Below are 18,205 nucleotides of genomic sequence, written 5' to 3'. Positions count from 1 at the left end.
GGTCAGTCCTTCGCGAGGACGAACGAGGCACGCTGCACGGGCTCGCCCGGCGCCTTGGCCTCGACCAGGTAGGTGCCGGGGCCGGCGTTCCCCGCGGGCGGTGTCGCGCACTTCGGGGCGCTCTTCGCGCGGTTCCACTCCACGGTGTGCACGACGGTCGCCCCTGCCGGGACCTTCAGCAGCACGGCGGACGCCTTGCGCGGGCAGTCCTTGGAGGACCACAGCTCGTCGTCGTCACCGCCGGCTTCGGTGATCGTGACGACCGTGCTCTTCGGGCCGAAGTCGGCCTTGCAGGCTGTGGATGAGGTGTTCTTGGCGATCAGCCGGAACTTCGGCTTCTCGTCGGGGTCGTAGCTGAGGTCGGTCTTCAGGGTCAACTGCAGTGCGGCAGGGGTGCAGTCGGGGAGCGTGGAGCCGGCCGGGACCTGCTGCCCCGCGGTTGTGCCGCCGCCGGAGGCACCGCCCGCCCCGTCGCCCGATCCGCCGCCGGCACCCGAACCGGCTTCGCCGGAACCGCCGTTGGCGTCGCCCGAACCGCCGGAGGCGGCGTCCGAGCCTCCGCCGCCGCTGCCGTCGCCGCCGCCGGTACCGCCCGACTCGTCGCGTCCGCCCGGCTGTTCGCTGATGGCCGGGCCCGAACCGGAGGGCCCGGGCGTGATCGCGTCGGTGGGACCGGAGCCGGGAGGGCGGGAGTCGTCGTGATTCCCCTTGTCGCCACCGGAGGTGACGGTCCATACGACCAGCAACGCGAGCAGCGCGATCAGCGTCGCCGCAACTGCCCTCCGTCGCCAGTAGATGGTGGAGGGTAGCGGCCCGATCGGATTACGCAGAGATCCCACGGCGCAAACTGTACGAGAGATCGGCGCCAACTCCCGCCCCACCCGCCGCCCTGATCCGCAAGTTTTGCCGATCATCATCCCGGGACGGCTCGTTCCCTCCCCCGGCGCTCCGGGAGCACCCACCGCGATGATCGCCCAGCGTGATCACGGGGGTTGGATACCTACCCTCCGTCACTGCCGTCGGTCGAACGGAACCGGGGACGGAGCCCGATGGGGCCAGTTGCCGCAACGGGGTGCGCAGGGGGTGCGGCCAGTTGCCGGACCGGATGTCCGGTGGCGTGGGGACAGACGGGTGGCACTATCACTCCAAGGGCTCTTATGAGGGGCGACACCCCCGTGCCCCGGGCCATCGTCTGCCCTTCCGTGCCAGGATCGGACGTGCGATGACTGCTACGACTGCGACACAGACGCCCCCCGCCTCCCTCCATACCCCCGTCATCGGGTGGTTCGACCAGCACGCCCGCGATCTGCCCTGGCGCCGCCCCGAAGCGGGCGCCTGGGGTGTGATGGTGAGCGAGTTCATGCTGCAGCAGACCCCCGTCAACCGGGTGCTCCCGGTGTACGAGCAGTGGCTGGCCCGCTGGCCGCGCCCCGCCGACCTGGCCGCCGAACCGCCCGGCGAGGCGGTACGCGCCTGGGGCCGGCTCGGCTACCCGCGGCGGGCGCTGCGCCTGCACGGGGCCGCGCAGGCAATAACGGAACGACACGGCGGAGACGTACCGAGCGAGCACGCCCAGCTGCTCGCGCTGCCCGGGATCGGTGAGTACACGGCGGCGGCCGTGGCCTCGTTCGCCTACCGGCAGCGGCACGCCGTCCTCGACACGAACGTCCGCCGGGTGTTCGCCCGGGCCGCGACCGGCATCCAGTACCCGCCGAACGCGACGACCGCCGCCGAGCGCAAGCTCGCCCGCGCGCTGCTGCCCGAGGATGACGAGCAGGCGGCCCGGTGGGCCGCCGCGACGATGGAGCTCGGAGCGCTCGTCTGCACCGCGAAGAACGAGGACTGCGCGCGCTGCCCGATCGCGTCGCAGTGCGCCTGGCAGCTGGCCGGCAAGCCCGCGCACCAGGGGCCCGCGCGCCGCACCCAGACGTACGCCGGCACGGACCGGCAGGTCCGCGGCAGGCTGCTCGCGGTGCTGCGTGAGGCGGTGACGCCGGTCCCGCAGTCCGCACTGGACGCGGTGTGGGAGGAACCGGTGCAGCGGGCCCGTGCGCTGGACGGCCTGGTCGCCGACGGCCTGGTCGAACCGCTGGCGGGCGGCCAGTACCGGCTGCCGCTGACCTGACGGCCGGGCGGGACCCCCGCCCGGCCCCCGCGCCGTCTCCCGCCCCTCGGGGGCGGCCCGCCCCCTCCCCTGCGCTGTTACACAACCGATGGGCAGCCGTGCGTCGGCGTATGGCTGCTCCGCACAGCCTCGTGACAACTGCTCCGTAGCGTCACCGACGTCAGCCCGACGACCAAGCGGCTGGCAGCGGTACCACGGGGTTCTACGGGGACGGAGGCGGTTGTTATGGCGCAGGGCGAGGTGCTCGGATTCGAGGAGTACGTGCGAACCCGGCAGGAGGCGCTGCTGCGCAGTGCACGCCGGCTGGTCCCCGATCCCGTGGATGCGCAGGACCTGCTGCAGACCGCCCTGGCCCGCACCTACCGCCGCTGGGACGGCATCGCCGACAAGTCCCTCGCCGACGCCTACCTTCGCCGCGTCATGATCAACACCCGGACCGAGTGGTGGCGGGCCCGCAAGCTGGACGAGGTCCCCACCGAGCAGCTCCCCGACGCCAGCATCGAGGACGGCACCGAACAGCGTGCCGACCGCGCCCTGCTGATGGACGTCCTGGGCGTGCTGGCTCCCAAGCAGCGCAGCGTCGTCGTGCTGCGACACTGGGAGCAGATGAGCACGGAGGAGACCGCCGCGGCGCTCGGCATGTCGGCCGGTACCGTGAAGAGCACGCTGCACCGTGCGCTGGCCCGGCTGCGCCAGGAGCTGGAGAGCAGGGAAGCGGCGAGCCGGGAGGCCCGGATCCGTGAGGACCGGGAGCACCGGCCGGCCGCCGGTGGCGCGGCGGTGGCCCCGGTGCGGCGGCGGACACAGGCAGGGGCGCCGGAGATCGGGCGTCATGACGAGCGGGGGCGGGAGCGGTGCGCGGCCTGACAGGCAGCGGTGACGGCGGCGGCGCAAGCGGCGGCAGAGTCACCGGCGGGGGAAGCGGGAACCGGTCCGGCGGCGGGAACAGACGCCTGCTGACCGGCTGGGCGGCGAGCAGTACGGCTCTGGCCGGGCTCGCCGTCTTCGGTCTGTTCACCGTCAGCTGCTCCACCGGCGGCACGGGCACGCGCGACGAGGGCCCGGCGGGCAGCCAGCCGGTCGCGCGGATCACGCCGACCGCTTCGACGCCGTCCACGGCCGAGCCCGCTCCGCGGGTCGACGCGGTGGCCCTGCTGAAGTCGGACCCGAAGGTGAGCGGCCGGGTCCGGACCGACCTGAAGCCCTGCACCGGTGACGAGTACCCGGTGGACACCTCGTACGGTTCCCTGACCGACGCCCCCGCCGCCGACGTGGTGGTGAACGTGATGACCTGCGGCGACTCGGTGGGGGTCGGCACCTATGTGTACCGGCCGCGCGCCGACGGCACGTACCAGAACGTGTTCACCACCGAGCAGCCCGCGGTCTACGGGACCATCGACCGCGGTGACCTGGTGGTGACGACCCAGGTGTACGGGAAGAAGGACGCGGTCGCCTACCCCTCGGGCGAGGAAGTGATCACGTACCACTGGGCGAACACCCGGTTCAGCGAGCTGGACCGGGTGCACAACGACTTCAATCGAGCCGTCGGTGCCGGAGAAGGGGACTTCCCTGAGCCGACGGAACCGACGAAGAACTGAGAGCTGTCCGATGGCCGAGACCCATGTCCTGTTCGTCGAGGACGACGACGTCATCCGCGAGGCCACCCAGCTGGCGCTGGAGCGCGACGGCTTCGTGGTCACCGCGATGCCCGACGGTCTGCAGGGCCTGGACGCGTTCCGTGCCGACCGGCCCGACATCGCCCTGCTCGACGTCATGGTGCCGGGCCTTGACGGGGTGAGCCTGTGCCGTCGCATCCGGGACGAGTCGACGGTCCCCGTGATCATGCTGTCGGCCCGGGCCGATTCGATCGACGTGGTGCTCGGCCTGGAGGCCGGGGCCGACGACTACGTCACCAAGCCCTTCGACGGCGCGGTGCTGGTCGCCAGGATCCGCGCCGTGCTGCGCCGCTTCGGCCATGCCTCGGGGGGCCGTCCGGGCATGGGCGCCGACCCGGAGGCGCAGCCGGACGGCGGCGTGCTGGTCTTCGGCGACCTGGAGATCGACACCGAGGGCATGGAAGTGCGCAAGGGCGGCGAGCAGGTGGGTCTGACGCCGACCGAGATGCGGCTGCTGCTGGAGTTCTCGTCCACGCCCGGCACGGTGCTCTCCCGCGACAAGCTGCTGGAACGGGTCTGGGACTACGGCTGGGGCGGTGACACCCGGGTCGTGGACGTCCATGTGCAGCGGCTGCGGACGAAGATCGGCCAGGACCGGATCGAGACGGTCCGCGGCTTCGGCTACAAGCTCAGGGCATGAGGCGCCCGTCCCTGCGGACGAGTGTCCGCTGGAAGATCAGCATCGCGATCGCGGCGGTCGGCGCCCTGGTCGCGGTGGCGCTGAGCCTGGTCGTGCACAACGCGGCCAGGGTCTCGATGCTGGAGAACGCCCGCGAGGTGCAGCTGGAGCGGCTCACCTACGCCCAGCTGCTCTACGGGGCGACGAAGACGAAGAAGGCCGACCCCCGCTTCGGCGCGAAGCTCAACGATCCGACGATGCCCGACAGCCTGCGCCGGGAGACCCGGAAGAACCGTCGTGCCACGCATGTGGAGGACGGGGGCGGGGTGCCGGACGTCTGGGCCGCCGTGCCGCTCGCCAACGGCGACGTGCTCTCGCTGCACACCCGCTTCGCCGACCGTTCCACCACGATCATGGGCGATCTCGACCGGGCCCTGATCATCGGCTCGGTCTCGGTGGTCTTCGGCGGCTCCGCGCTGGGTGTGCTGATCGGCGGCCAGCTGTCGCGCCGGCTGCGCAAGGCGGCGGCCGCGGCCGGGAAGGTCGCGCAGGGGAACACGGAGGTACGGGTCAGGGACGCCGTCGGCGGGGTCGTCCAGGACGAGACCGATGAGCTGGCCGGTGCGGTGGACGCCCTCACGGACGCGCTGAACGAGCGCATCGAGGCCGAGCGCCGGGTCACCGCGGACATCGCGCACGAACTGCGTACCCCGGTCACGGGCCTGCTGACGGCGGCCGAGCTGCTGCCGCCCGGCCGTCCGACCGAGCTCGTACGGGACCGGGCGCAGGCGATGCGCACGCTGGTCGAGGACGTGCTGGAGGTGGCCCGGCTGGACAGTGCCTCGGAACGGGCCGAGCTTCAGGAGGTCGCGCTGGGCGACTTCGTGAGCCGCCGGATCGCGACTCTGGACCCGCAGGTGCGGGTGCAGGTGGTCCACGAGTCGTGGGTCAGCACCGATCCGCGCCGGCTGGAGCGCATCCTGGGCAATCTGCTGGGCAACGCCGCCAAGCACGGCTCCACCCCGGTGGAGGTCACGGTCGAGGGACGGGTGGTGCGGATCCGCGACCACGGTCCCGGCTTCCCGGCGGCCCTGCTGCGTGAGGGCCCGAGCAGGTTCCGTACCGGGAGCACCGACCGGGCCGGGCACGGGCACGGGCTGGGGCTGACGATCGCGGCCGGTCAGGCCCGGGTGCTCGGGGCCCGGCTGACCTTCCGCAACGCGGCGCCCGAGGGTGCGGCGAAGGGCACCGGCGGTGCGGTCGCCGTGCTGTGGCTGCCCGAGCACGCGCCGACCGACACCGGCAGCTACCCGATGCTCCAGCTGGCCGAACAGCGCAGCCCGGAAGCCGGCGGCAGGAGAGCGGCGGGCAGCGCCCCCGAGTCCGGCCGCGGGCAGTCGGAGAGCTGAGCGGGTCCGCCGGCCGGGCACGACGACGAGGAGGCCCCGGGGTGGTGCACCCCGGGGCCTCCTCGTCACTTCAGCGGACGGCCGGATCAGACCGCCACGGCGTCGGTGGGCTCAGGACCGGCTCCGCGCAGCGGGACCTCCTTGACGAACAGCGCCGCCACCAGGGCGACCAGTCCGACCGAGGCTCCCACCAGGAACGCGATGTGGGTGCCGGACGACACCGCGAACTCGTACGCCTCGCGCACCGGGGCCGGCAGCTTCGCCAGGCTTGCCGCGTCCAGCTGGGCGGAGTGCGAGGTGGCCGCGCCGCCGCCGCGTGCGCCCATCTCGTCGTTCACCCGGCCGGTGAAGAGCGCGCCCATGATGGCGACGCCGAAGGAGCTGCCGAGCGTCCGGAACAGGGTGGTGGCCGACGAGGCGACGCCCATGTCCTTCATCTCGACGCTGTTCTGCGCGACGAGCATGGTGACCTGCATCAGGAAGCCCATGCCCGCGCCGAGCACCGCCATGTAGAGGCCGGAGGTGAAGCGCGTGGTGTCGGTGTCCATCTGCGAGAGCAGGAAGAGGCCGGCCACCATCAGGATCGAGCCGATGATGGGGAAGATCTTGTACTTGCCGGTGCTGGTGGTGACCCGCCCGGCGACCAGCGAGACGACCATCATCGACAGCAGCATCGGCAGGAGCAGCAGTCCGGAGTTGGTGGCGGACGCGTGCTGGACCGACTGCTGGAACAGCGGCAGGAAGAGCACCGCGCCGAACATCACGAAGCCCGCCATGAAGCCGACGACGGACATCAGCGTGAAGTTGCGGTTGCGGAAGATGTGCAGCGGGATGATCGGTTCGGCGGCCTTCGTCTCGACGAAGAGGAAGCCGGCCAGTGCGGCGACGCCGATCGCGATGAGCTCCATGATGACGGCGGAGTTCCAGTCGTACTCCGAGCCGCCCCAGGTGGTGACCAGCACGATCGCGGTGATGCCGACCGTCAGCAGCCCGGCGCCGAGGTAGTCGACCTTCGCCTTGGTGCGCTCCCGCTTGGGCAGGTGGAGCACGGCGGTGACCATGGTCAGCGCGACGGCGCCCAGCGGCAGGTTGATGTAGAAGCTCCAGCGCCAGCCGAGGTGGTCGGTGATGGTGCCGCCGACCAGCGGTCCGCCGATCATGGCGATGGCCATCACACCGGCCATCAGGCCCTGGTACTTGCCGCGCTCACGGGGCGGCACCAGGTCACCGATGATCGCCATGACGCCGACCATCAGGCCACCGGCGCCGAGGCCCTGGATCGCCCGGAAGCCGATCAGCTGACCCATGTCCTGGGCCATTCCGCTGAGGACCGAGCCGACCAGGAAGATCACGATGGCGGTGAGGAACATGCCCTTGCGGCCGTACATGTCGCCGAGCTTGCCCCAGATGGGGGTGGAGGCCGCGGTGGCGAGGGTGTAGGCGGTGACGACCCAGGACATGTGCTCCAGGCCGCCGAGGCTGCCGACGATGGTCGGCATCGCGGTGCCGATGATCAGGTTGTCGAGCATGGCCAGCAGCATGGCGATCATCAGGGCGAGCATCACCACCCGGACGCTGCGCTGCTGCGGCTCGCGTTTCGGCTTGGCGCCGACCGCCTTCCCGTCCGTCGCCGTCTTCAGGTCCGACATGTTCCCCAACTCCCCTGATCCCCTGCACACCGAGCACTTACTTGCCGCCCGGCTAGTTGACTACACTGGGGGAAAGTACCCTGCAACTAGCCGGGCGTCAAGTAAGTAGGAGAGCACCATGGGCAGCACGCCGCAGCCGCGCCGGGGTAACACCCGCCAGCGCATCCAGGACGTCGCGCTGGAGCTCTTCGCCGAGCAGGGCTACGAGAAGACCTCGCTGCGCGAGATCTCCGAGAAGCTGGACGTCACCAAGGCCGCGCTCTACTACCACTTCAAGACCAAGGAAGACATCCTCGTCAGCATCTTCGAGGATCTCAACCGTCCCGTCGAGGAACTGATCGTCTGGGGCAAGGAGCAGCCGCGCACCCTGGAGACGAAGAAGGAGATCCTCGCCCGCTACAACGACGCGCTGATCGAGGCCGCCCCGCTCTTCCGCTTCATGCAGGAGAACCAGGCGGCCGTCCGCGACCTGAGCATCGGCGCGACGGTCAAGGACCGGGTCCTGGCGCTGATCGACCTGATCAAGGACCCCGACGCGCCACTGGCCGACCAGGTGCGCTGCCTCAGCGCGATCTTCACCATGCACGCCGGGATGTTCGCGCTCAAAGACATCGACGGCGACCCCGAGGACAAGCGCAAGGCCGTCCTGGAGGTCGCCGTCGAACTGGTCACCCGGGCACATGACCCGGGTGCCGCCCAGTAGCGGGTGGCGTCGCGGTCCGGTCAGACCTTGATGCCCTCCTTGTGGAGGTAGTTGACCGGGTTGACCGCGGAACCGTAGTTCGGGGTGGTCCGGATCTCGAAGTGCAGGTGCGGACCGCTGGTGTTGCCGGTGTTGCCGGAGAGGGCGATCTTCTCGCCCTTCTTCACGTGCTCACCGATGTGCACGTCGATCTTGGAGAGGTGCGCGTACTGCGAGTACGTGCCGTTGCTGTGCTTGATCACGATGGCGTTGCCGTACGCGGGACCGTCGCCGCCGCCGTTCGGGCCGGCCTTCACGATGGTGCCCTTGTGCGCGGCCTCGACCTTGGTGCCGATCGGCACGGCGAAGTCCTGGCCGGAGTGCTTGTGCGCCCAGCGGCTGCCGTCGTTGCCGAAGCTCGCGGTCAGCTGGTAGTGGGAGACGGGGGTCTCCCAGGGAAGCTTCGCGGCGGCCTTCTTCGCGGCCTTCTTCTTGGCCTGGGCCTTCTTCTTCTTCGCCTCGGCCTTCTTCTCCGCGACGTGCTCGGCGTGCTTGGCCGCCTTGCCCTGCGCGGCCGCCTGCTGGGCGACCGAGTCGGCGGTGGCGGTGCTCGCCAGGCTCGTGGCGCCGGTGGTCCCCGCCGTGCCGGCCGCGAACGCAGCGCCCACACCGAGAACCATCGACGTCCCCAGACCGGCGGCCACCACGGCGCTGCGAACACGGGAAGCGGACGGGCGGTGGGAGTGGAACGAAACGCGCTTCGACATATGCGGAAATCCTCCGGAGATGACTGGACCCGGTACTCGGACCGGGCTGGCCATTCCTTGGTAACCCGCACCCCCGCCGGTGCTCAAACCCCCCATCTACGAAGAAAAGCCGTAGTGGGAGCCCTGGGAATTCACCGCCGCTGGTCCCGGAACCCGCCCTCCGGACGCCTCGGAATCTCTTCGTCCGAACACGTTTAACCCCTGTTCCAAACGGGCCCAACCGGACATGACGCCGCTATCCGGGCACTTCACCCCACATGCCCCAAGGTCCTGCCGCACGCGGGGCCGAAGGTCCCTCCCGCGATCATGGCGCGTGCTCCTAAGACGCCTAGTAGGCCCCAAAAGGGCTGTGCGCCTTGTCACCGCCGGTGGGACCGAAGACCGTCCGTTTCGGGACCTTCGGCCCGCGACCTGGCTACGCTGGCACAGCCAACTGAGCAGCTCCCGGGGGGATGGACGATGGCGACCGACACCGCAGGTACGGGCGGCACCACAGCCGCGGACAGCTCCCGCGGCGCGGGCAGCGCCGCCACGGACGGGATCGAGCTCGCCGATGCCGTCGAGTCGATCCGCAACCAGCTCATCGACGCCGCGGCCCGCGCCACCGGCCGTCCGCTGGCCTTCGAGGTCGGCGACATCCAGATGGAGTTCACCCTCGAACTCCGCAAGGAGGTCAAGGGCGCCGCCCGGGTGAAGGCCTGGGTGGTGGAGGCGGGCGCCGACGCGGCCCGCAGCACCGGGCACACCCACAAGGTCGCCTTCACCCTGAAACCGCGCGACGTCACGACCGGCGAGGCCTGGCAGATCGGCCACGAGGACGAGGGCAGCACCGCACGGTTCGGCCAGGGGCGGCCCAGGCCGTGACCCCGGTGCAGCCCGCGGACCGCACCGTCGTGGTCCTGGGCGCCGGCTCCGGCCAGGGCAGCGGTGTCCTGCTCACCGGTCGGCTGGTGCTGACCTGTGCGCATGTCGTCGGGCCCGGCCGGAACTGCTCCGTCGCGCACCCGGACCTCGCCGGGTACACGGAGGCGGCCGTCGTCTGGATCGACCACGTCCTCGACGCCGCTGTCATCGAGACGGCGGCCCCGCTGCTGCCGGTCGAACCGGTGCGGCTCGGGGTCCTGCACGGCAGTCGGGCGCTCCCCGGGTGCGAGATCACCGGCTTCCCCGACGTACAGCGTTACGGCCCCGACGAGCACCTGGAGGCCGACCAGTACACCGCCACCGCGCTGCCCCTGGCGGGCCGGGTGCGCGATCTGCTCGTGTGCGAGCTCGACGGTCCGCCCGCCGGGGCCGGCCAGGCGCTGCCCGCGCTGCGGGGGCTGTCCGGCGGCCCGGTCTTCGCGGGCAACGTCCTGATCGGCATCGCCCGGCAGATCCCGCCGCGGCGCGAGGGCCGGCGCGTGGAATGCGTGCCGCTCGGCCCGCTCGTCACCTCGGCGTCCTTACGGCTGGTCTACCGCGACTCGGGCACCGAGCTCCGCCACGAACGGGTCCACGGCCACTTCCCGAACGACCTGCGCCACGAGGAGGAGCACGCGGCCGCGCTCGGCGCCGCCTACCGCCGCACGAAGATCTTCGGGCTCGACGAGCTCGGCCGGCACGACTCCGAATGGGACCTGGACACCGCCTACCTCAGCCTGGAGGCGCAGCCGCCCGGCGACCCCCACAAGCGCGGGGAGCGGCGCCCCGAGCCCCGGCGCATCGACGCGCTGCTCGCCGACCGTCCCCGGGTACTGCTGCGAGGGGACGCGGGCGCGGGGAAGACCACCCTGGTCTGGTGGCTGGCGGCCCACGCCTCGGCGGGCACCCTCGGGCCGAGGCTGGCCGCGCTCAACGGCCTGGTGCCGTTCGTCGTCCCGCTGCGCACCCTGCGGGCGCGGGGCGGCGCCTTCCCGTCGGTCGGGCAGCTGGCCGCCGCCGCCGGCACGGCCGTGGACGACCCGCCGGAGGGCTGGGCCGGGCGGGTCCTGGAGTCCGGCCGCGGGCTGCTGCTGGTGGACGGCCTGGACGAGGTCACGCCGGACGACCGCGAGGCGGCGTACGAGTGGCTGTCCCGGCTGCTGCACCGCTATCCGGCGACCCGCTGCGTGGCGACCGTGCGCCCGCACGCCGTGGGACCCGGCTGGCTGGAGTCCGAGGACTTCGAGGAGCTGCGGCTGCTGCCGATGCGGGACGAGGACATCGCCGCCTTCGTCGCCGCCTGGCACCGGGCGGCGCGGCTGGACGACCCCGACGACGCGACGCTGACCGAGCTGGAGCGGGACCTGATCCGGCAGTTCTCCCGGAACTCCACGCTGAGCAACCTGGCCCGCACCCCGCTGCTCTGCGCCGTCATCTGCGCCCTGCACCGGCGGCGCCAGGGCCTGCTGCCGGAGACCCGCTGGAGCCTCTACGACTCGGCGCTCTCCATGCTGCTCGGCAACCGCGACAGACGGCGCAGGATCGAGGCACCCGAGGGCATCACGATGAACGTGGACGAGCAGGCCCAGCTGCTCCAGCGCATCGCGATCTGGCTGGTGCGCGGCGGCCAGTCGGAGTTGGGCAACGACCAGGCGCTGCACCAGCTGGAGCAGGCCCTGCGGGGCATGGAGCAGGTGCGGCGCCAGGGCTCGGCGGCGGAGATCCTGACGCACCTGCTGAACCGCAGCGGCGTGCTCCAGGAGCGGGCCGACGGCATCTACCAGTTCGCCCACCGGACCTTCCAGGACTTCCTCGCCGCGAAGGAGTTCGTGGAGGGCGGTCATCTCCACGAACTGATCGGCCGGGCGGACGCACCGCAGTGGCAGGACGTCATCCTGCTCGCCGCCGGTCACTGCGGCCGGCGCGAGCACCCCCTGCTGATCAACGGTCTGCTGGACACCGAGTCCGGCCCGGACAGCTTCGTCACCCGTACCGAGCTCCACGTGCTGGCGGCGCTGTGTGCGCAGCACGCCACCTGGCTCGACGACACCACCCGCGCCCGGGCCTCCGAGGCCGTGGCGGCGCTGTTCCCGCCCGGCTCCGCACGGGTGGCCCGGCTGCTCGCCCAGCTCGGTCCGGCCGTGCTGCGGCAACTGCCCGACCCGGCGGACCCCGGCCTCACCGATGATCAGATCCATGGCATCGCGGAGCTGATCCACGAGGTCGGCGGCGCGGAGGCCGTCCCGCACGCCCGTCGGTGGGTACTGGCCCACCCCCAGCTCGGCATGTCGTTCCGGGACAGCTGGGACAGGTATCCGGCGGACCCCTACGCCGAGCAGGTCCTGGCCGTGATGGAGCTGAAGCACCGGCGGCTGAGCGTCGACTCGGCGGACCAGCTGGCCGCCCTGCGCCATCTGCCGTCCGTCACGGACCTGCGCATCACCGGAAAGCTGTCCTCGGCCGAGCTCCGGGCCGGGCTGCGGGGCAGACCGTGGGTCTCGCTCTTCGTCCGGGAGGACAGCGCCCTGACGGATCTGGCTTTCCTGGCCGACTGCGCCGCTACGCTCACCGATCTGTCGCTGCTGGACTGCCCGGAGGTCGAGGACCTCGGCCCGCTCGGCGCGCTCCCGGAACTCAGTGGGCTCCAGCTGGACATGAGCCACCTGCCGCCCTCGGCGCTGCGGGCGACGGCGGGGAGCGGCAGGCTGTCGTTTCTGGACCTCATCGGCCTCAGGGCGCACCGGCTGGGCGAGGTGCCCGCGCACCCGCAGGTCTCCGCGCTGACGCTCAGCGGCGAACACCCGATGACGATCGACGCGCTGCGCGGCTGGGACCGGCTGCAGCATCTCGAACTGAGATCAGCCACGGCGGTTCCTCCCATGTGCCTCGCACTCCGGGAGTCCCCGCAGGTGACCAGCCTGACGGTGCGCGCGGGAGCCGCCGAGTTCCAGGGTGCGGCCGTGGTCCCTTCGGTCACCACGCTCACCCTCACCCCGTTCGGGGAGCTGGGTGGCCTGGGTCCGCTCCCCAGGGTCTTTCCCGGACTCAAGACGCTCCGGCTCTCCCCGCACCCCAGCGGCGCGGCCGTCGATCTGACCCCGCTGGAAGTGCTGCCGGGCCTCGTGGTCGACGTCACCGGGTTCTCCGCGGTGACCGGCGGCAAGGGCCTCCGGCGTACGCCGTTGAGCGCATGACGAAGGGGCTGCCCCCGGACCGTACGAACCGGTCCGGGGGCAGCCCCTCGATCACGCTCGGGCGCTAGGCGCCGGTCACGCTTCCTTCGTCATGTTCGGGCCGGCGCCGCCTGCCGCCTGCTCGATCGGGGGGACGTCGGGCAGAGCCGACTTCTCCTCGCCGCGGAAGGTGAACTTCTTCTCCTCACCCTCGCCCTCGGTGCCGACGACCACGATGTGACCGGGGCGCAGCTCACCGAAGAGGATCTTCTCGGAGAGGATGTCCTCGATCTCGCGCTGGATCGTCCGGCGCAGCGGCCGGGCGCCCATCACGGGGTCGTAGCCCTTCTTCGCCAGGAGCGACTTCGCTTCCCCGCTGAGCTCGATGCCCATGTCGCGGTCCTTCAGCCGCTCGTCCACCTTGGCGAGCATGAGGTCGACGATCTGGATGATGTCTTCCTCGGTCAGCTGGTGGAAGACGACCGTGTCATCGACACGGTTGAGGAACTCGGGCCGGAAGTGCTGCTTGAGCTCTTCGTTGACCTTGACCTTCATCCGCTCGTAGTTCGTCTTGACGTCGCCCTGGGCGGCGAAGCCCAGGTTGAAGCCCTTGGAGATGTCCCGGGTCCCGAGGTTGGTCGTCATGATGATGACCGTGTTCTTGAAGTCCACGACCCGGCCCTGGGAGTCGGTCAGGCGACCGTCCTCCAGGATCTGGAGCAGGGAATTGAAGATATCGGGGTGGGCCTTCTCGACCTCGTCGAAGAGGACGACGGAGAACGGCTTGCGGCGCACCTTCTCGGTGAGCTGTCCGCCCTCTTCGTATCCCACGTACCCGGGGGGAGAACCGAAGAGGCGGGAAACCGTGTGCTTCTCGCTGAACTCCGACATGTCGAGGGAGATCAGCGCGTCCTCGTCGCCGAAGAGGAATTCGGCGAGCGTCTTGGAGAGCTCGGTCTTACCGACACCGGACGGACCGGCGAAGATGAACGAGCCACCGGGACGCTTCGGGTCCTTCAGGCCGGCTCGCGTACGGCGGATCGCCTGCGAGAGGGCCTTGATGGCGTCCTTCTGGCCGATGACGCGCTTGTGGAGCTCGTCCTCCATGCGCAGCAGACGGGAGGACTCCTCCTCCGTCAGCTTGAAGACCGGAATGCCGGTGGCGGTGGCGAGGACCTCGGCGATGAGCTCGCCGTCGACCTCGGCCACGACGTCCATGTCGCCGGCCTTCCACTCCTTCTCGCGCTTGGCCTTCGCCGCCAGCAGCTGCTTCTCCTTGTCGCGGAGAGACGCTGCCTTCTCGAAGTCCTGGGAGTCGATGGCCGACTCCTTGTCACGGCGCACGCCCGCGATCTTCTCGTCGAACTCGCGGAGGTCCGGCGGCGCGGTCATCCGGCGGATGCGCATCCGGGAACCGGCCTCGTCGATCAGGTCGATCGCCTTGTCCGGCAGGAAGCGGTCCGAGATGTAGCGGTCCGCCAGCGTCGCGGCCTGCACCAGCGCCTCGTCCGTGATGGACACGCGGTGGTGGGCCTCGTAGCGGTCGCGCAGACCCTTGAGGATCTCGATGGTGTGCGGCAGCGACGGCTCCGCCACCTGGATCGGCTGGAAGCGTCGCTCGAGAGCGGCGTCCTTCTCCAGGTGCTTGCGGTACTCGTCGAGCGTGGTGGCACCGATGGTCTGCAGCTCGCCTCGCGCCAGCATGGGCTTGAGGATGCTCGCCGCGTCGATCGCGCCCTCGGCGGCACCCGCACCCACCAGGGTGTGGAGCTCGTCGATGAACAGGATGATGTCGCCGCGGGTGCGGATCTCCTTGAGCACCTTCTTCAGGCGCTCCTCGAAGTCACCGCGGTAGCGGGAGCCGGCGACCAGCGCACCGAGGTCGAGGGTGTAGAGGTGCTTGTCCTTGAGAGTCTCGGGCACCTCGCCCTTGACGATGGCCTGTGCCAGGCCCTCGACGACCGCCGTCTTGCCGACTCCGGGCTCGCCGATGAGGACCGGGTTGTTCTTCGTACGGCGGGACAGCACCTGCATGACCCGCTCGATCTCCTTCTCGCGCCCGATGACCGGGTCGAGCTTGGATTCACGAGCGGCCTGGGTGAGATTCCGGCCGAACTGGTCCAGCACCAGGGAGGTGGAGGGCGTGCCCTCCGCGGGGCCGCCCGCTGTGGCCGCCTCCTTGCCGCCCGAGTATCCGGAGAGCAGCTGGATGACCTGCTGGCGCACCCGGTTCAGGTCGGCGCCCAGCTTCACGAGGACCTGGGCTGCGACGCCCTCGCCCTCGCGGATCAGGCCGAGCAGGATGTGCTCGGTGCCGATGTAGTTGTGGCCGAGCTGAAGGGCCTCGCGGAGCGACAGCTCCAGGACCTTCTTGGCTCGGGGAGTGAAGGGGATGTGGCCGGACGGGGCCTGCTGGCCCTGACCGATGATCTCCTCCACCTGCTGGCGGACCGCCTCGAGCGAAATCCCGAGGCTCTCCAGGGCCTTAGCGGCGACACCCTCACCCTCGTGGATCAGGCCCAGGAGGATGTGCTCGGTGCCGATGTAGTTGTGGTTGAGCATCCGGGCTTCTTCCTGAGCCAGGACGACAACCCGCCGCGCGCGGTCGGTGAACCTCTCGAACATCGTTAATCGCTCCTCAGAGCGGTCAGGCAGTAAGGGGTCGGTCCCCTCCCTGTCCTTCCGCAGCTTAGTCCCGCAAGCGGGGACCGCTCATTTCAACTGCCGACACCCGGCCCTGCTTCCCGGGGGATCTCCTGCCCCGAACGCCGACAACTGCTCCAACCCGATGGTGCGAGACGATGTTCCCGCAGGCCAGGCAGATACCCCTATCTCCAGTACGCCGATGGCGAACGTGAGACGCCCGGTGGCTGCGTGTCGCCCCTCCCCACTAGGGATGTCTTACCCGCAATTACAGACAGTCCATGCGGCGTACGCGGGTTCCCTCCGCTACGGGCGAACATCTTCGTGCTTCCGAATACTCCCGTACGCCCCCAACCCGGACACACTACGCGTTCGATCAAGGACTCTGCGTAACCCTGGGGCCGGATCCGGAGTTCTTCCGACATGGCTCTCATTGTCCCGCCTCCTCGCACCGCGGTCCCCGCCGAACGGGACGGCTGCACCGGGAGTGAACCACGGGGCGGCTGCGCCCAGTGGTACGAGCAGGAGCTCGGCTGGGCCACCGCCGGCGGCGCCCCGGTGCGGCTGCTGACCGGGCTGCGGTTCGACGCGCTCGTCGTCCCCGCCGCCGCCGGACACGCGGCGCTGCGGCGGGTGGGCCGCACGGGGCCCGTGGCGCTCATGGGCCGCCGGATGAGCCTGCTGGTCGCACCGGGAAGCGCGGATGAGCTGCCCGGGCTGCTGGACTGGCTGGAGTGGGGCGGGGTCGCCCTCTCACTGACGGCTCTCGGGGCGGGTGGCCGGATCACCGCGCCACCGCCGCCGGGCCGGTCGGGCCCGCCGGGGGCCGCCGTGTGGCTGCGGCCCCCCCGGCCGGTGCGCGGGCAGGAGGACGAACCGGTGCTCCCGGCCCTCTCCGGCTTCGGGAGCAGGGGTGGGGATGCTCCCGATCTCGTCCGGCTCGTGGACGCCATGGCGACGGAATGCCACCGGGCCCGGCTGACGCGTGCCCGGACGAGGCTCCACTCCGATGAGTCGGCTGCTCAGCCGTTGGCCTTCTCGTAAGCCTCACGGATGTCCGCGGGAACACGGCCGCGGTCATTCACGTTGTGGCCGTTCTCGCGCGCCCACTTACGGATCTCGGCGGTGTCCTTGTTGCCACCGGGAACTGCACGGCCCTTGCCGCGTCCGGATGCCGCACGGCCACCGGTACGACGGCCGCCCTTGGCGTAGGGCTCAAGCAGCGTACGGAGCTTGTCCGCGTTGCTCGTGGTGAGGTCGATCTCGTACGTCTTGCCATCCAGAGCGAACGTGACGGTCTCGTCCGCCTCGCCGCCGTCGAGGTCGTCAACAAGAAGGACCTGAACCTTCTGTGCCACCGGATTTCCTTTCATCGAAAATGGAGTACGCGGAAAGGAAACCGCTTTTCCCCGGAAAACACAAACCCCCGGGAGAGGTTCAGGAGCACAAGAAGACGGGAAACGTGCGCGATTCGGACATAGGGGCTCGCGCTTCTTCCGACGGTCACAGGTGCAGAAGCATCCGGCTGTTGCCCAAGGTGTTCGGCTTCACTCGTTCGAGACCGAGGAACTCCGCGACTCCCTCGTCATAGGAACGCAGCAGCTCGCTGTAGACATCTCCGTCGACCGGCGTCTCTCCGATCTCCACGAAGCCGTGCTTCGCGAAGAAGTCGACTTCGAAGGTGAGACAGAAAACCCGTCGCACGCCCAGCCAGCGGGCGGTCTGCAACAACTTGCCCAGCACTTGATGTCCGACTCCGGCGCCCTTGATGCTGTGATCGACCGCGAGAGTACGCACTTCGGCGAGGTCTTCCCACATCACGTGCAGTGCGCCGCAGCCGATGACCCGGGCGTCCTCGTCGCGTTCGGCGATCCAGAACTCCTGGATGTCCTCGTAAAGTGTGACCGTCGCTTTGTCGAGCAGGATGCCTTCACGCACGTAGCCGTCGAGGAGCCGCCGGACCGCCACCACATCGCTCGTCCTCGCACGCCGGACGGTGATGGCCACGTTTATAACCGACGGGTCGGTCTGGAAATCGGTTTGCGAAGACTCTGAGGACATACCCCGACGCTATCGCCCGCCCTCGGGCTCCGCCCCATCGGCCGCTTCTGCGGCTTCATCGACGGGTTCACCGCTCACTTCCACGGCTTCTCCGGCCGCTTCACCGCTCGGCGGTACGCCATCATCGGGAAGAGTCGGCAGAACGATCCGCATGGCGTCCCGGAGGGCCTCGCGCTGCTCGGCCGACATCATCCCGAAGAACGCGACCAGCGCGGCGGCCGGGTTGTCACTCCGCGACCAGGCTTCGTTCATCAGTGCGGCCGAGTACGCGGCGCGGGTGGAGACCGCCGTATATCTATATGCGCGGCCGTCCACTTCCCGGCGTACCCAGCCCTTCTGATGGAGATTGTCCATTACCGTCATGACGGTGGTGTAGGCGATGGACCGTTCCTGCTGAAGGTCCTCAAGGACTTCCCGGACGGTGACCGGACGGTTCCATTCCCAGACCCGGGTCATCACGGCGTCTTCCAGCTCTCCCAATTGGCGGGGCACAGCGTC

General features: G+C 70.3%; 16 protein-coding genes. 9 read left to right on the top strand and 7 right to left on the bottom strand.

The window, feature by feature from the left end:
* Window positions 1-2: 2 nt before the first annotated feature.
* Window positions 3-839 (bottom strand): hypothetical protein, encoded by an 837-nt coding sequence (locus tag LNW71_RS17700; RefSeq protein ID WP_250969123.1) that lies wholly within the window; start codon window positions 837-839, stop codon window positions 3-5.
* Between the two features lie 383 nt (window positions 840-1,222).
* On the opposite strand from LNW71_RS17700, the gene LNW71_RS17695 reads away from it, so the two are divergent.
* The 5 genes from LNW71_RS17695 (at window position 1,223) to cseC (ending at window position 5,829) form a co-directional block, all read left to right on the top strand.
* Entirely contained in the window at window positions 1,223-2,125 is a 903-nt protein-coding gene (locus LNW71_RS17695; protein WP_250969122.1) for an A/G-specific adenine glycosylase, read from the top strand.
* Between the two features lie 225 nt (window positions 2,126-2,350).
* The gene (locus LNW71_RS17690) at window positions 2,351-2,992 is read left to right on the top strand and encodes a SigE family RNA polymerase sigma factor (RefSeq protein WP_250969121.1); all 642 of its coding nucleotides are present in this window, start codon (window positions 2,351-2,353) and stop codon (window positions 2,990-2,992) included.
* On the top strand, window positions 2,980-3,723 hold the full coding sequence (locus LNW71_RS17685) for a hypothetical protein (protein ID WP_250969120.1): 744 nt from the start codon (window positions 2,980-2,982) through the stop codon (window positions 3,721-3,723). Before LNW71_RS17690 ends, LNW71_RS17685 begins: the two co-directional genes overlap by 13 nt.
* Before the next feature lie 10 nt (window positions 3,724-3,733).
* Window positions 3,734-4,441, top strand: coding sequence for a two-component system response regulator CseB (gene cseB / locus LNW71_RS17680; protein ID WP_250969119.1), 708 nt, complete (start codon window positions 3,734-3,736; stop codon window positions 4,439-4,441).
* On the top strand, window positions 4,438-5,829 hold the full coding sequence (cseC, locus tag LNW71_RS17675) for a two-component system sensor histidine kinase CseC (protein WP_250969118.1): 1,392 nt from the start codon (window positions 4,438-4,440) through the stop codon (window positions 5,827-5,829). Before cseB ends, cseC begins: the two co-directional genes overlap by 4 nt.
* A gap of 86 nt (window positions 5,830-5,915) precedes the next feature.
* Here cseC and LNW71_RS17670 read toward each other — a convergent pair whose 3' ends face one another.
* Entirely contained in the window at window positions 5,916-7,478 is a 1,563-nt protein-coding gene (locus tag LNW71_RS17670) for an MDR family MFS transporter (RefSeq protein WP_250969117.1), read from the bottom strand.
* Window positions 7,479-7,596: 118 nt separating this feature from the next.
* Here LNW71_RS17670 and LNW71_RS17665 point away from each other — a divergent pair, with 118 nt between their 5' ends.
* Window positions 7,597-8,181 (top strand): TetR/AcrR family transcriptional regulator, encoded by a 585-nt coding sequence (locus LNW71_RS17665; protein WP_250969116.1) that lies wholly within the window; start codon window positions 7,597-7,599, stop codon window positions 8,179-8,181.
* Between the two features lie 20 nt (window positions 8,182-8,201).
* Here LNW71_RS17665 and LNW71_RS17660 read toward each other — a convergent pair whose 3' ends face one another.
* Window positions 8,202-8,927, bottom strand: a complete 726-nt coding sequence (locus LNW71_RS17660; protein WP_250969115.1) for a M23 family metallopeptidase — start codon at window positions 8,925-8,927, stop codon at window positions 8,202-8,204.
* A gap of 459 nt (window positions 8,928-9,386) precedes the next feature.
* On the opposite strand from LNW71_RS17660, the gene LNW71_RS17655 reads away from it, so the two are divergent.
* Window positions 9,387-9,791, top strand: coding sequence for a trypco2 family protein (locus LNW71_RS17655; protein ID WP_250969114.1), 405 nt, complete (start codon window positions 9,387-9,389; stop codon window positions 9,789-9,791).
* Window positions 9,788-13,024 (top strand): serine protease, encoded by a 3,237-nt coding sequence (locus LNW71_RS17650; RefSeq protein ID WP_250969113.1) that lies wholly within the window; start codon window positions 9,788-9,790, stop codon window positions 13,022-13,024. The genes LNW71_RS17655 and LNW71_RS17650 overlap by 4 nt, the downstream gene beginning before the upstream one ends.
* Window positions 13,025-13,099: 75 nt before the next feature.
* Here LNW71_RS17650 and LNW71_RS17645 read toward each other — a convergent pair whose 3' ends face one another.
* Complete coding sequence (locus LNW71_RS17645) at window positions 13,100-15,628, bottom strand: ATP-dependent Clp protease ATP-binding subunit (RefSeq protein ID WP_250969112.1); 2,529 nt, start codon at window positions 15,626-15,628, stop codon at window positions 13,100-13,102.
* Between the two features lie 441 nt (window positions 15,629-16,069).
* Between LNW71_RS17645 and LNW71_RS17640 the strand changes: the two genes are divergently transcribed.
* Window positions 16,070-16,690, top strand: coding sequence for an SCO3374 family protein (locus LNW71_RS17640; protein WP_250969111.1), 621 nt, complete (start codon window positions 16,070-16,072; stop codon window positions 16,688-16,690).
* Here LNW71_RS17640 and LNW71_RS17635 read toward each other — a convergent pair.
* The 3 genes from LNW71_RS17635 to LNW71_RS17625 all read right to left on the bottom strand — a co-directional run bounded on the left by LNW71_RS17635 (window position 16,669) and on the right by LNW71_RS17625 (window position 18,199).
* Complete coding sequence (locus LNW71_RS17635) at window positions 16,669-17,004, bottom strand: Lsr2 family protein (RefSeq protein WP_024494064.1); 336 nt, start codon at window positions 17,002-17,004, stop codon at window positions 16,669-16,671. The genes LNW71_RS17640 and LNW71_RS17635 overlap by 22 nt on opposite strands.
* Before the next feature lie 145 nt (window positions 17,005-17,149).
* Window positions 17,150-17,707, bottom strand: coding sequence for an amino-acid N-acetyltransferase (locus LNW71_RS17630; RefSeq protein ID WP_250969110.1), 558 nt, complete (start codon window positions 17,705-17,707; stop codon window positions 17,150-17,152).
* Window positions 17,708-17,716: 9 nt separating this feature from the next.
* Entirely contained in the window at window positions 17,717-18,199 is a 483-nt protein-coding gene (locus LNW71_RS17625; RefSeq protein WP_250969109.1) for a BlaI/MecI/CopY family transcriptional regulator, read from the bottom strand.
* Window positions 18,200-18,205: the final 6 nt, after the last annotated feature.

Origin of the sequence: Streptomyces sp. RKAG290 (assembly GCF_023701695.1) — a bacterium.
Classification (GTDB): Bacteria; Actinomycetota; Actinomycetes; order Streptomycetales; family Streptomycetaceae; genus Streptomyces.
The sequence above is the reverse complement of the archived record's forward strand: the minus strand, read 5'-3'. Positions and strand labels throughout refer to the sequence as shown.